General features: G+C 54.6%; 9 protein-coding genes, 1 tRNA gene and 1 pseudogene. 2 read left to right on the top strand and 9 right to left on the bottom strand.

Going from position 1 to position 14,379, the window contains the following annotated elements; translation table 11 throughout:
- Positions 1-37: 37 nt before the first annotated feature.
- Positions 38-3,463, bottom strand: coding sequence for an Ig-like domain-containing protein (locus KKW20_RS10440; protein ID WP_214567818.1), 3,426 nt, complete (start codon positions 3,461-3,463; stop codon positions 38-40).
- 316 nt (positions 3,464-3,779) lie between these two features.
- On the opposite strand from KKW20_RS10440, the gene KKW20_RS10445 reads away from it, so the two are divergent.
- A tRNA-Arg gene (locus KKW20_RS10445) sits at positions 3,780-3,856 on the top strand.
- A 414-nt stretch (positions 3,857-4,270) separates the two neighbouring features.
- Positions 4,271-5,413, top strand: a pseudogene (locus KKW20_RS10450) (transposase); the annotation flags it as partial.
- A 282-nt stretch (positions 5,414-5,695) separates the two neighbouring features.
- On the opposite strand, the gene KKW20_RS10455 reads toward KKW20_RS10450, so the two are convergent.
- From KKW20_RS10455 to KKW20_RS10490, 8 genes are all read right to left on the bottom strand, one after another.
- Positions 5,696-6,622 carry a carbohydrate kinase family protein gene (locus tag KKW20_RS10455; protein ID WP_214567819.1) on the bottom strand — a complete coding sequence of 309 codons (927 nt, stop codon included), beginning with the start codon at positions 6,620-6,622 and terminating at the stop codon, positions 5,696-5,698.
- A gap of 64 nt (positions 6,623-6,686) precedes the next feature.
- The gene (locus KKW20_RS10460) at positions 6,687-8,153 is read right to left on the bottom strand and encodes a mannitol dehydrogenase family protein (RefSeq protein WP_214567820.1); all 1,467 of its coding nucleotides are present in this window, start codon (positions 8,151-8,153) and stop codon (positions 6,687-6,689) included.
- Positions 8,154-8,182: 29 nt separating this feature from the next.
- Positions 8,183-8,956 carry an L-iditol 2-dehydrogenase gene (locus KKW20_RS10465; protein ID WP_214567821.1) on the bottom strand — a complete coding sequence of 258 codons (774 nt, stop codon included), beginning with the start codon at positions 8,954-8,956 and terminating at the stop codon, positions 8,183-8,185.
- Positions 8,953-9,957 (bottom strand): ABC transporter ATP-binding protein, encoded by a 1,005-nt coding sequence (locus KKW20_RS10470; protein ID WP_214567822.1) that lies wholly within the window; start codon positions 9,955-9,957, stop codon positions 8,953-8,955. The genes KKW20_RS10465 and KKW20_RS10470 overlap by 4 nt, the downstream gene beginning before the upstream one ends.
- Before the next feature lie 9 nt (positions 9,958-9,966).
- Complete coding sequence (locus tag KKW20_RS10475) at positions 9,967-10,800, bottom strand: carbohydrate ABC transporter permease (RefSeq protein WP_214567823.1); 834 nt, start codon at positions 10,798-10,800, stop codon at positions 9,967-9,969.
- Positions 10,801-10,812: 12 nt separating this feature from the next.
- Positions 10,813-11,751: a carbohydrate ABC transporter permease gene (locus tag KKW20_RS10480; RefSeq protein ID WP_214567824.1), complete on the bottom strand. Its 939-nt coding sequence runs from the start codon at positions 11,749-11,751 to the stop codon at positions 10,813-10,815.
- A 153-nt stretch (positions 11,752-11,904) separates the two neighbouring features.
- Positions 11,905-13,146: an ABC transporter substrate-binding protein gene (locus tag KKW20_RS10485; protein WP_246534568.1), complete on the bottom strand. Its 1,242-nt coding sequence runs from the start codon at positions 13,144-13,146 to the stop codon at positions 11,905-11,907.
- 162 nt (positions 13,147-13,308) lie between these two features.
- Positions 13,309-14,340 (bottom strand): LacI family DNA-binding transcriptional regulator, encoded by a 1,032-nt coding sequence (locus KKW20_RS10490; protein WP_214567826.1) that lies wholly within the window; start codon positions 14,338-14,340, stop codon positions 13,309-13,311.
- Between the last annotated feature and the right edge of the window lie 39 nt (positions 14,341-14,379).

Consider the following 14,379-nt stretch of genomic DNA (forward strand, 5'->3'; position numbering starts at 1 on the left):
CGCGGTCGTTTGGCGCCGCGACCTTGCTTTACTCGTATTAGATAACGGTAACGACGTTGACATCCTCTTGGATGTACAGCGTGCCGCCGTCAGTACCCAGGGTATAGACGTGATAGTCCGCCCCATCGATTGCCACGGTTTGTCCGGTTGCGGACGCGCCATCAGCGGTCACCGTGTCGCCGCTTCCGCCATGAATGGTCAACTCGTTTGAGTTGTCCGACAGGTCCAAAAGTTGCTGTTCGGTGATGGTGATCGAATTGTCTTCTGTCACCTCGATCAGATCAATCGCCTCGACATTGTACCCACTTAGCCCAGCGGCTGAGAGGTCAAGGTTTTGCGCGCCGTCATTGGTGATAAAGAGCGTGCTGGTTGCGTTTCCGGCCGCGTCCTCTTCGGTCAACACAAGCTTGGATCCATCCGGAAGCGATCCTGCGTTAAACGCGTTCAGGTCAAAGCCGCTCACCTGCGAGACAGACCCATCTGGGTTCAATTGGTCAAGGGACAGATCCGCTGGATCACTGTCCACAAACAGGCCTTTGATCCCTTGTGAGCCAAGGATCAAAAGATCCCCATCTGGCGCATCCGGGGCCACGGTATCGACATCGAATGTGTCGCTGACCGTGCCCACGTTGCCAGCGGCATCCGTTGCGGTCACCGTCATGGTCACTTCTTTGTCGCCGGTTGGGATTTGGCCTTCAGCAAAGTCCACGGTCCAGTTTCCATTTGCGGCAACCGTTGCCTGCACTGGCGTACCGCCATCCAATGAAACCAACACGGTAGAGCCCGGTTCGGTGGTGCCCGTAAAGGTCAGGCCCGCTTCGATCTCTGTGGCGTTCACAATATCGTCGCCCGCAACCGCCCCTGCCGAGATCCCAAGGTTCGTCACAATCGTGTCGATCTTGATGTCCTTCGAGATGTCCGCCGTGTTGCCAGCCGCATCTGTGGCCGTCACAGCAACTGCGCTGGACAATTCACCACCGGCCACGTCCCCCGCATCCACGGTGATCGTCCAATTGCCAGACGCATCCACGGTTGCGGATTGCGCAGGGTTGGTGCCGATTTTCACTTGTACCGTTGAGCCCGCTTCCACCGTACCCGACAGCACCACGCCATCAGACAATTCCTGGGCGTTGATCACATTGTCGCCCGCCACCGGATCGGTGGTCATGGCGAAATTGGTGACCAGCGTGTCCACTTCGACCGTGTCACTGACGGATTTTGAGTTGCCATGCGCATCGGTGATCGAAGCCGATACATTTGCCGTATATTCGCCAGACGCCACTTCGCTGGACAAGAACGGTGCAGACCATTCGCCGGTTGCCGACGCGGTCACCACTTTCGACACACCATGCAGCGTGACGGTCACATCCATAAACGGTGTCGCGGTGCCCGAGATGATCACACCATCAGATGCTTCTTGGGCGTTGATCACGTCATCCAGCTCAACCGGTTGCGACGACAAGGCCACGTCACCGGCGACCGTATCAACGGTCACGCCTTGCTTCATTTCCTTCACGTTCCCGGCCTGATCGGTTGAAGTGATGGTCATGAAAGTTGCGTATTCACCGGCCGGAATATCCGAAGACGAGAAGTCCACGGTCCAATTTCCGCTGCCATCTACGGTGGCGTCTTTGGTCTCATTGCCAATTTTTACCTGCACGGTTGCGCCCGGTTCGGTTGTCCCGTTCAGGGTCAGGCCGCCGTCAACTTCGCTGCCATTCAAGACGTTGTCGGCAAGTTGGCTGTTGGCATCAAGGCCGAAGGGCTGAACCAATGTGTCCACGTCCAGCGCCAAGGTCGAGGTCGCAACATTGCCCGCCGGGCTGGTCGCCGTCGCGGTGAAGGTTACGTCATATTCACCGGCGTTAAAATCGCCGCCGGGGATGTTTACCGACCAGCTGCCGTCTGCGGCAACGGTTGCGTTATAGCTGCCGCCACCGGACATCGCGATCGACACAGTCGCACCCGGCAGGGCCTGCCCGGTCAGAACCACGCCGTCTGCAACTTCGGTCGCGTTGATAACATTGTCACCTTCCACCGGCGCGGAAGAGAAGGTCACGCCCGCGGTTGTATCCACATCCACCGCGCTGTTGATGGTTTTCGTATTTCCATGTGCGTCCGTGGCTGTGACCGAAATCGCGGCCTCGTATTTGCCCTCTGGAATACCGGTTGAGGACACATTCAGTGTCCAATTGCCGTTCACATCCACTGTCGCGGGCATATCGGTGCCGTGGAAATTGACCATAACGGTTGATCCCGGCTGCGCCGTCCCTGTCAGGGTGATCCCGGCAGAAGCTTCGCCCATATTGATCAGATCGTCACTGCCCGCAAAGCCGCCGTTCAGCGACACTTCGGCCACCGTATCAACCACCAAGGTTTCAGTGACCGTAGACGCATTCCCAAAGCTGTCCTTTGAGGTGATCTTTACGTCGGTTTCATATTCGCCGGTGGTGATTTCAGTTGAAGAGAAGGTCACCGTCCAGCTGCCATTTTCGCCAACGGTGGTCGAATGGGTTGTGCCGTTGATCTCGACATCAATGGACGCGCCCGCTTCGCCGTTTCCGGAAATCTCAACACCGTCGCTGTGATCATCCGCATTCACGGTCACGCCAACAGATTGGGTGCCACCGGTGACTTCAATCACTGGTGGGGTGGTGTCGATTGTTACGCTCGGCGCGTCAGGGTCATGGACCGTGCCGTCTTCATCTGTCACCGTGACGTCGACGTCATAGTTGCCGTCACCGGGGAAATTATCGCCCTCAAAAACCGCTTCCCATGTGCCGTCTTCCCCGACGGTGGTGGTGACGGTCTTGTCGCCAATCGTTACCTCGACAGTCGCACCCGGTGTTCCGGTTCCTGTAATGGTAATGCTTTCGTCGTCTGGACCGCCAACCGATACGGGCGTATCCGGATTGTCGACCGTCGCACCGCTGTCGCCGTCACTGCCGCCAATCAATGCGCCACCCGCAACAACCGCACCAGCAGCAGGCAGGATCCCAGCCGCAGCGCCACCACCGGCCCCCAGCAGGCCCAAGCCCAACGCTTGCGTCACGTCTTCGCCCTCAGCCGCCACGATGGTCTCTGCGACGATCGGGCTTTCAGGGAACACCATCGCGTCCAGGTGGCTCCATTTGCCCCATGTGGCCGCCTCGGTAAAGGTCACATGACCGCTGGCATCCAAGGATGCCTCGATCAACGTTCCGTCCTCGTTCAGGTACAGTTTGTTTTCCTGGACACCGTTTTCGGCAAAAAAGCCATCGAGTACGATTTTCCGGCCATCTGCCAGATAAAGTTCAAGGTTTTCGCCCGCACGCAGATATTCGCGCACGTCCGCCCGTCGCATGTTCAAAGACACCGCGCCGTCGTCACCAAGATTAAGAGTATCAGAAATTCCGGATTCAATCAGTGATCCATGCTGGACAAAACCAGTATGGTCACGGACGATAAAGTCAATCGCCTGCATAGCTACCGCCTACCTCAAAATATACTTCGACCTTGTTTTTTATGGCCGATTTGTTGCTCTAAGCACGTAGCTACCTTATTTTCGCCATAATTTCTAGTCGCAAACCCCCGCCAACACACAAAATGTCGCGTACAACTGGACATGTTGTAAAACAGCACTAATCCTTTCGGCGGGCATTTGGGCGAAGTTTAGGTGCAATTTGCCTGTAGATGCGTCGTTCAAGTTTGATTGAATCAACCTATTTCGGAAGTTTCCCAACTTTTTCGCTTTTCACTCTTGCGCCCCCCTGCCCAACTCGCTAAATCCCCCTCACCGCGCTCTGGTAGCTCAGCTGGATAGAGTACCTGACTACGAATCAGGGGGTCGGGGGTTCGAATCCTCCCCAGAGCGCCATTCCAAACAAATGTCAGACGACACATAGTTCTTCCATTTGGCACTCATAGTCGTTCCATTGGCGATATCTACTTGCCTTTGCGCCGCATAGCTTTGCCTTCGAACATGTGGTGGCGTTGATTATGCTTCCCCTTTCAAAACTGGTTTTGAACGAAGCCCTTCAGGACACTCGTCTCTAAAACCTGCTCCCGGCGAGGGTTGGGGGTAGCAAGTGCAATATAATTCGATGGGGTTGGTGCGGCCCGCAGGCACGCGCCGAGGACACGGTCCCGTCTAATTGTATTGCAGGCGCGTGGGGACAACGCCCCCTAGCTCTTTGGGTTCGGTTGGTCGGGGCGAATTTTGTTGAAAAACTCTTGTTGATTTGATGCTTGGCCATTGATTCAATTGTCCTTAGCAACGGGGGTAATTTCGATGTTAGGACCAAAGCAAGAGGCGCAAGGCACGTTGTTTTATGAGTTCTCGATTGATGGTCACGTGCCTCAAGATCACCTACTGCGCTCGATTGACCGGTTTGTAGATCTCAGCAGCATTCGGCCCCATCTCGCAGAATTTTACAGTCACACAGGCCGTCCCTCGATTGATCCAGAACTACTTATCCGGATGCTGCTAGTTGGGTATTGTCTCGGCATCAGGTCAGAACGCAGGCTTTGTGAAGAGGTGCACTTGAACCTCGCTTATCGTTGGTTCTGTCGCCTCGATTTGTCTGATCCAGTGCCGAACCATTCGACCTTTTCCAAGAACCGTCACGGACGTTTCCGCGATAGCGACCTGCTGCGGCATCTATTTGAAGCGACTGTGGCGCGCTGCATTACGGATGGCCTTGTCAGCGGCCAGCGCTTTGCGGCAGATGCCAGTTTGATCGAGGCAGATGCGAACAAACAGAACTCCACATCGAAGGACGATTGGGACGCCGCTGCCATCTTGCCAAAGGACGCGCCGCGCGCTGTGCGGGAATATCTGGACGTTCTCGATGATGCCGCCTTCGGCGCGGCATCCGAGGTGGAACCCAAGTTCACGTCCCATTCTGATCCTGCAAGCCAGTGCCTCTCGGGACATTGTTTGGCAATGCCCTGCCGGTAACAGACTGCAGCACGCAAAGGCCCAGCTTTCTTTGCCTATTCAACCAATTATCTGATCGATACTGACTATAGTGTCATCGTCGACGTTGAGGCGACAAGGTCGATCCGGCAAGCTGAAGTTGGGTCCGTGCGAACGATGCTGGATCGGGTTAAAGACACGTTCGATCTGCATCCTGAACGCATCATCGCAGACACGGCTTACGGTTCAGGCCCGATTCTGGGTTGGCTGGTGGATCGCAATATCGCGCCACACATCCCGGTGATTGACAAACCGGCCCGCACAGACGGGACCTGGAGCCGAGTTGACTTCGAATGGGATGCCGAGAACGACCAATATGTTTGTCCAGAAGGACAATCACTCAAACAGTTCCACCGCAACTACTCTGACTCCAACAGAGGCCCAGACGGCAAAGGCGTTGCGAAGTATCGTGAATTGAAACTGACGTGTCAGGCGTGCCCATCAAAAGCCAAATGCTGAGAAAGGTGCTCGGCGCGCTTTCAAAGAAGTGCTTTCCGCGCCTGCAACACGTTGTTTTTCCACAGAATCGGCGGAGAGCGGCCCTTCGCTGCAGTTGCGAAGGCACCTCATCAAATCAATGGAAGCTGCCATCTATAGACCACCCATGTTTGACAGCCATACTGCCTCGCACTCCTTGGTCGGGAATGGGCAGAATGAGACTATCTCAAATTCTGATCAGAGGCATATGCAGAATTCCCAGTGCTCGGCTGCTAGCATACTTGCACAATACAATTGGGCCTAAAGCTCATCCCGCCAGGGTGGGTTTGCACCCGCGCGGCCGACATTGATGGCGGCAACGCGCGCACCGAAAGTGATTGCATTTACAAGGTCACTTTCTGACATCTCTTGGATTGCGGTTTTGCTAAGACGTCCTGCATCAGACAGGTTCGCAAGCACACCTGCGTTGAACGTGTCGCCGGCGCCAACCGTATCAACGACGACTGCTTTCTGGCTGGCAACAAAGATCGAGTGCCCATCCGGCAACCACGCCTGGGCACCTGAACTGCCGCGCGTCAAAATGACAACGGATGGCCCAAGCGCTTGGAGTTGGGAAACTTTTTCTTCCAACGCGCGTGTGTCTGGCATGATCCAATTCAGATCTTCATCAGAGACTTTCACAATATCTGCCAAGCTCAGCATGCCATTGATGCGGTCACGGAAGCTGGGTTCGTCGGTGATAAAACTGGGGCGAATGTTGGGGTCAACCATCACAACAGCATCGGGCGCATGGGCTTGAGCAAAATGCATATATGTGTCGGCGCCCGGGGTGCAGGCCAGACTGATGCCGCCGAAGTAAAGCGCGGAAATGCCGTCTATTGTGGTGGGCAAATCAGTGGGGGCGATCATCCGTCCCGCCGAATTTTCATCAAAGAATGAATATGATGCGTGACCATCGGACAGTTTCACAAACGCCAGTGTCGATGGGCGGCCTGATCGTATGACATGGCGGGTGTCCACATTGCTGGCTCTCAGATCGGCCATAAGTTGATGCCCAAACATATCTGTTGAGATGCCGCTCAGAAGGCCCGTTCGACACCCCAACCGCCCAAGGCCGATGGCGGTATTAAAGATCGCGCCACCGGAGCGCGGGACGTATCCTTCCGATCCCTGAACGGTTTGTTCGGGGATCATGTCGATAAGGGCCTCTCCACAGCAAAGGATCATAGGGCTTCCTCAATAAAAAACTGGCGCAAAAGGGCGTTGCATGCTGGGTGGTTTTTGCCTTGTTTCATGGCTCCAGATAAGAGGCGATCGCGGTGTCTAGCCCGTCTGTCCAAATCATGTTGAGCCACCTTGTAAAGCTGCCGGCAAACCGCGGTTCGTCAGCAAGATCTCCGTATATCTGACGCATCTCAAGCCACATTTTCGGGTTTTCGCGGGCTTGTTGCGCCCGGGCATTCAAATCGTCCCAATATGGATCATTGGGGTCAATTTTGCTGCCGTCCTCACGCGTCCCTTCACACATGCGCGCCCAGGCGGCTTCGACCAAGGCAAGCCCCTCGACCGGGGTTCCTTGCGCCAGCCCGTCGCGGATTGAGGGGATGATAAAGCCGGGGTGACGGGACGACCCATCAAAGGCCACGCGGCGCGTTGTGTCGATGATTTTCGGGTTGGAAAACCGGCTGTGGATCCGTGCGATATAGTCCTGAGTTGTCATATCCCTGACAGGTTTGACCAGCGGAGCAATCTCTGTTTCGGCGACTTTTGTGAACAGCCGACCGATCAGGTTATGCCCCATGCAATCTGCTATTGTTTTGACCGAAAGAACCTCGCCCGGCACCGAAATCACCTGATGCCCACCGTTCAGAATGCGGATTTTCATGGCTTCATATCCATGCACATTGTCGGTGAAGGTGGCACCGACTTTGTCCCAGTCAGGTCGCCCCGCACAAAATGTATCTTCGATCACCCACTGGCGAAAGTTTTCATGCGTTACGGGGACCAAATCGTCGATGCCCAATTGATGCGCCAACGCCAGCTCGCTTGGACCGGTTGCCGGAACGATACTGTCGACCATGGAGTTTGGAAAACTGCAGCTGGTGTTGATCCAATCCGCGAGCTCCGGGTCAGACAGTCGCGCCAAAGACACAACTGTTTGCCGCATCACATCCCCGTTGCCCAATAGGTTGTCACAACACAGACAGGTAAAGGGGCCGATCCCGTTTTCGCGACGTGAGCGAAGGGCCGCAACAATCGCGCCGAACGCGGTTCTTGGTGTATTGGGGTTGTGACCGTCATGGACAATATCTGGGTGGGTTTTGTCAAAACCTTTGGTGGCAGGGTCAATGAAATACCCCCCCTCGGTCACGGTCATGGCGACAATGCGAATATCGGGCTGCGCCATCCGGTCGATCAAAGGTTGGTTGCCCTCTTCGATCGGCAGGTAATCTATCATCGAACCGATGACCTCGGCAGATAAAGAGTTTGGGGCCAGTTCAATCAGCGTTGTCAGGCAATCCTGCGTCAGCAGTTTTTCCCGCATGGCGGCGTCATATTGTCGAACACCCGCCCCAATGATCGCCCAATTCTGCGCGTCACCCTGTTGCATCAAGCGGTGCAGATACCATGCCTGATGGGCGCGGTGAAAGTTGCCAAGACCAATGTGAACAATGCCCGCTGTCAGCTGCGCACGATCATAGTTCGGGCGCAAGACCGCTTTGGGAAGTTCATTCAGTGTCGCATTTCTCAGTTTCATTTGCCCGGTTCCTTGCGGCAGATCTTTCATCAACTCATCCAGTTTCCGCCATCAACATTGTAGGTCTGTGCAACAATGTAATCGGCGTCTTGCGAGGCGAGAAAAACCGCCATTCCCGTTAAATCTTCGGCGCTAGCCATCCGCCCAAAAGGGACAGCGTCACCAACTTCTTTTTTCTTTTGACCGGGGGCTTTGCCTTCGTATTTGGCAAAGAACGCATCCACACCGTCCCAATGTGCCCCGTCCACCACACCCGGGGCGATGGCGTTCACGTTGATGCCGTGTGTGATCAGGTTCAGCCCCGCCGATTGGGTCAGGCTGATGACTGCCGCCTTGCTGGCGCAGTACACCCCAACCAAAGGTTCCCCCCGGCGGCCTGCCTGACTGGCCATATTGATGATCTTGCCCTTGATGCCACGCACGATCATATGGCGCGCCACCGCCTGAAGGGTGAACAGGGTTCCGGCAACATTGACATCAAAGGCCCGCGCGTAATCGTCTTGTGTAATGTCCGTGATCGGGGCCGCCGTGAACACAGCCGCGTTGTTGATCAACACGTCAATCTGACCCAGCGTTTCGACCGTTTGCGCAACGGCTGCGTTGATGCTGTCTTGTTTGGTCACGTCGAGTTTCACGGCAATCGCGGCACCGCCAATCGCGGTCGCGGCGTCACAGGCCTGCTCATAATTGATGTCGGCTATGGCAACCCGCGCGCCTTCGGCCACATAGGCCTTGGCAAAGGCCAGCCCGATCCCGCGGGCTGCCCCTGTGATGAGCGCCGATTTGCCCCCCAGACGTTTCATGCGATCCGCTGTCCGTTGGGGTCAAATCTGTGGATTTGATCCGCCTGTGGGGTCAGAAAGATTTTATCCCCGTGTTTCACCGAAATATCGCCGGTGATGCGCACGGTGATCATATCCGCCAACCCGGTGTCATGGACGTGGATAAACGTGTCAGATCCCAGATGCTCAGCGACGCCGACACGGCCTTCCCAAGTCCCCTCAGTCATGCTGACATTGGTGTGCTCTGGACGGATACCAATGGTGTGCGCCCCAAGCTTTTCTGCCTCTGGTCCCGAAAAGATGTTCATCTTAGGCGAGCCAATGAAACCTGCCACAAACACATTCTGCGGCTTGTGATAGAGATCCAGTGGCGACCCCACCTGTTCAATCACGCCCGCCTGAAGCACCACGATTTTGTTGGCCATGGTCATCGCTTCGACCTGATCATGGGTCACATAGATCATGGTGGTCTGCATGCGTTCGTGCATTTCGCTGATCTCAAGCCGCATCCCGACGCGCAATGCCGCATCAAGATTGGACAGGGGTTCATCAAACAAAAAGGCAGACGGATCACGCACAATGGCACGCCCAATGGCCACCCGCTGCCGTTGCCCACCAGAAAGCTGGCCGGGTTTTCGATCGAGATAATCCATCAGGTTCAACGACTGCGCTGCGGTTTCAACACGTTTGTCAATTTCCGCCTGATCCATCTTTTCCATCCGAAGAGGGAAACCAATGTTTTTGCGCACCGTCATATGCGGGTAAAGCGCATAGGATTGGAACACCATCGCCAGACCCCGTTTGGATGGCGAGACCGAAGTCACATCTTCATCATCAATTTCGATGGCGCCCGAGGTCAGCTCTTCAAGCCCGGCAATCATGCGCAACAGCGTGGATTTCCCGCAGCCGGACGGGCCGACAAACACGGCAAATTCACCGTCTTCAATGGTCAGGTCCAGCGGTGGGATAACCTCCACATCACCAAAGCTCTTGGATACTTGATCAAGTACAATACGTCCCATGATCTTTCCTTATTTCACAGCGCCGAAGGTCAAGCCTTGGACAAGTTGTTTCTGACAGAACCAGCCAAGGACAACGATAGGTCCCACGGCTGCGGTTGAGACGGCTGAAAGGCGCCCGAAAAACAGGCCCTCTGGTGCCCGGTTGCCTTCGATAAGTTTAGAAAGTGTCGCCGCATCGATGGTGGTAAGGCGGACCGTCCAATAGGCTTCGTTCCAGCAAAAGATGAAGACCAGAAGCGCGGTTGAGGCGATGCCGCCCCAGGCAAGGGGAATAAGGATCTCTTTGATCTCGCCCCAAGTGTTCACGCCGTCCATCTTGCCCGCTTCGATGATGTCCTTCGGGATCTCTTTGAAATAGGTGAACAGCATCCAAATCGCGATCGGCAGGTTGATCAGGCTCAGCACGGTGATGATCAGAATATGGGTGTCATAAAGCCCGATGCCCTTGGCCAGAAAGATCATCGGATAAAGCACCGCCGCCGCCGGAAGCATCTTGGTCGACAGCATCCACATCAGTACGTCTTTGGTTGCACGGCTTGGGTTGAACGCCATCGCATACGCCGCAGGAACGCCAACAAAAAGCGTAAAGACCGTGGCCGAAACAGCGGTGATGACCGAATTCCGCGCAAACCGCCAATAGTCGTAATTCTCCGTCATATTCAGATAATTATCGAGCGTCGGCGTGAAGAAAAGCAGGTGCTCTGGTTTCACCGCATCGGCATCCGTTTTGAAACTTGTCAGAACCATCCAGAAGATCGGAAAGAAAAAGAGCAGCCCAACACCCCACGCCAGTATAGGCCGCCCATAGGTGCTAAACTTTGAAGATTGTGCAACGATTGCCATGGTATAGCCCCCTTATTCCATCAATGTCTTGCCAACCATACGCAGCAAAAAGATCGCGACGATGTTGGCGAGGATTACGGCGAAGATGCCGGTGGCGCTGGCGGCGCCGATGTTGTTGTTGGCGAATTCACCGATCAAATAGGGCAGGTTTTTATTGCCGTTGCCCCGGCTCACAATCTCAATCTCCGCATAAAGCGACAGGTGAAAAATCGCTTGGATCATCACCACAATCGCAATTGGGCGACCCAGATGCGGCAAGGTTAGAAAGCGAAATTGTGACCAGGTGCTCGCGCCATCCAAAACCGCCGCTTCTTTTTGCTGCTGGTCCTCAGATTGCAGTGAGGTCATGAAAATAAGCACCGCAAAGGGTGTCCATTGCCAGGTCACCATCATGATCACCGCAATGGCCGAGGTCTGTGTTGCGCGGAAAGATATCGGTTCAAATTCAGGCCAGAGCGAAAAGAAACCGCCCAGCACTGGCATTTGTCTGAGACCATCCAATATGTCGTTTGTCCCAGCCACGGCGATCCCTTGTAACCCCAGCACAGGATCAAGGATCATATTGATCCACAAAACAGCATTCACAGCAGGCATGACAAAGAAGGGCGAGATCAAAAGGACACGCACAATCCCCTGTCCCGGAAAACTCTTGTTGATCAGAACCGCAATCAGAATGCCCAATATGACGGTCAGGAACAGGATGCTGCACACAATGAACAGGCTGTTTTGGATGGCGAGAACGAAGTCTTTGGATTTCAGTACAAATTCGTAATTTCCGAAACCACGCCAGTTGCTCAGGCTTGGGGATGTCCATTCTGGGCGGCGCAGGCTGTTCAGCACATAGCGAATGAACGAGAAGTATAAGGTCATTCCAAGCGGGATCAGCATCCACACCAAAAGCAGCAAGACTGCAGGTGTTTGAAGAAGCCGCGGAAGCTTTCGATCAGACATAATCTATCTTTCCAGCAAAACGAAAACGACGTGTTGCTCGTGACGTAAAAGTTGCGATTTTCAGATATCAAGTGTCGCTAGGTTGGCTCAACATTACAAGCGACGGGATCGCGGGGTGAGGGCCCGAGTGTATCAGGCCCTCACAGAATGCGATTACTCGTAATAACCCGCTTCGCGCATGATCGCATCAGCGGCTTCTTGTGATGCAGCCAAAGCCTCTTCGACCGACTTGGCGCCAGACAAAGCGGCCGCCATTTCCTGTGCAACCGCCGATCCCACCTCTGGGAATTCGGGGATGGCTGCATACTGAACACCAACATAGGGTTTCAGATCAGTTGCTTCTGGTGCTGCGCTTTCAATTGCCGCAAGTTCTGCGGCTGCAAATCCTGCCACGGCCTGAAACTCAGGGATCGCATAGGTCGATGCCCGCTGACCGGTGGGAACGGATCCCCAGCCGAATTCGGCGTGGTTGCCAACAGCCTGGACATAGTCTTTCGACGTGGCCCATTCGATGAACTTACCTGCGGCTTCAGCATTCGGAGAGCCGGCCGGAATGGCCATTGCCCATGCCCACAACCAGTTGGCGCCAACCGGGTTCCCAGCATTGGGGGACTGCGCGTAGGCGACCCCGTCAACTTCCAGGAACGATGCCGCAATCGTCGCGTCGATCCATATACCGCACTTGCCTTGGTTATAAAGTGCAAGGATTTCGTTGAATGAATTGCCTTCCGAACCGGGAGGGCCATAGGTGCCCAGCAGGTCAACATAGAAGTTGATCGCGGCATTCCACTCTGGGCTGTCCAATTGTGGGCGGCCGTCCGCATCAAACCATGCGCCACCGAATGAGTTCACAACAGTGGTGATAAACGCCATGTTGTCGCCCCAGCCCGGCTTGCCGCGCAGACAGACGCCATAAACACCATTGTCCGGATCGTGGATCGCTGCGGCGGCGGTTTTGATGTTGTCCCAGCTGTCATTGTCAGCAATGGTCACGCCAGCCGCATCGGTCAGGTCTTTGCGGTACATGACCATCGAAGATTCACCATAAAACGGCGCCGCATAAAGTGTACCTTCATTGGACAAGCCGTTGCGAATGGCGGGCAGGATATCATCAACGTCATAGTCCGCGCTAAAGCTCAGCGGTTCAATCCATCCAGCCGCACCCCAGATGGGTGCTTCTTGCATGCCGATGTTGATGATGTCGTATTGGCCACCGCCTGTTGCGGTATCAGATGTCACCTGCTCGCGCAGAACACCTTCTTCCAGTGAGACCCAGTTCAGCTCAACGCCAGTTTCCTCTGTGTACGCTTTTGCAACGGTTTGCATGTTGATCATGTGGCCGTTGTTTACAATGGCGATGGTCAGGCTTTCAGCGGTCGCAGCAGCCCCCGACATAAGAGCAATAGCGCTGGCAGCGCAAAGTGCTTTTGTAAAAGACATCCGGTTCCTCCCTAGATTGGATGTGATGCACAAACGCTAGCAGTCAGCATTGCTTCGCGTCAATCATTAACTTTACGCGCGTAAATATTATTGCCAAAGTTAATTTATATCAATCCCTTACGCAGATCCGCGCATCACCAACTTTCCCTCGAACAATGTTTCTTCACGCCTCTGCATACGCTTTTCGGATTCGATTAACTTCAAAATTGTCTCAACCCCTCTTGCGGCGATGGCATCATAATCCTGCGAAACTGTCGTTAAGCTGGGGCATGTAAAGCGCGAAAAAGGGTGATCGTCGTGCCCTGCGATCCGAAGAGAGGCCGTCGCATCCAAACCGACTTTGATACCGTTTTCAAATGCCGCAGACAGCAATCCAATAGCGAGCCTGTCGTTGGAGCATAATATCGTGTTCGTTGGCAATTTCTGTTGGGTAAGGATCCGCGCACCTTCCCGAAAGCCGATTTCCTCAAAATCCCATCCCTGACCGTCCACCTGAATAAGGTGCGGCTCATGGCCCAAGCGCCCCATCGCAGCGATATAGGCCGTGCGCCGTTTGTAGGCGTTTGGGTTGATCGGCGTCTTCATTTCAAAAAACACGGGCGGCTCTCCCGAGCGACACAGATACTCAACAATCAAATTGATACTTTGGTTGTTGTCCGAGCCAAAAAAGGCCTCGCCGATCCCCTCAAGGTTCGCGTCAAACAGGACGGTTGGAACTTCGCTGGCAAATGCAGCAACTTGATCCTCAAACGAGGCGCGGCCGAGAGGTGCCAACAGCACACCGGCGGGTTTAATGGATCGAAGGCTTTCCAGGTTGGAAATCTCTTGTTCAGGTCCACCATGTGAACTGAGCAGCAACGGATTGAAACCGGCCTTAACAATTAGCCCCTCAATCGTGCGCGCAATGCCCGCAAAGAAGGGGTCCGTTAAATTTGGGACCACCAATCCTATATTTTTAGTCTGCCGCCGGTTCTGATTGACCGCATAAACATTCGGCCGATAGTCATGTTTTTTTAATGCAGCCTCGATTTTTTGGCGGGTGGATTTGCGAACACTGTCCGGGTCGTTGAAGTATTTTGAAAGCGTCGGACGGGAAATTCCGCTCACCGCGGCAAACCCCTCCATGTTCTTGATTTTTTGGTCGCTCATTGGTGAATACTTCCATTGGGCCGTGGTAATTCCTGCTTT

Source organism: Aliiroseovarius lamellibrachiae (assembly GCF_018599245.1).
GTDB classification, from domain to species: domain Bacteria; phylum Pseudomonadota; class Alphaproteobacteria; order Rhodobacterales; family Rhodobacteraceae; genus Aliiroseovarius; species Aliiroseovarius lamellibrachiae.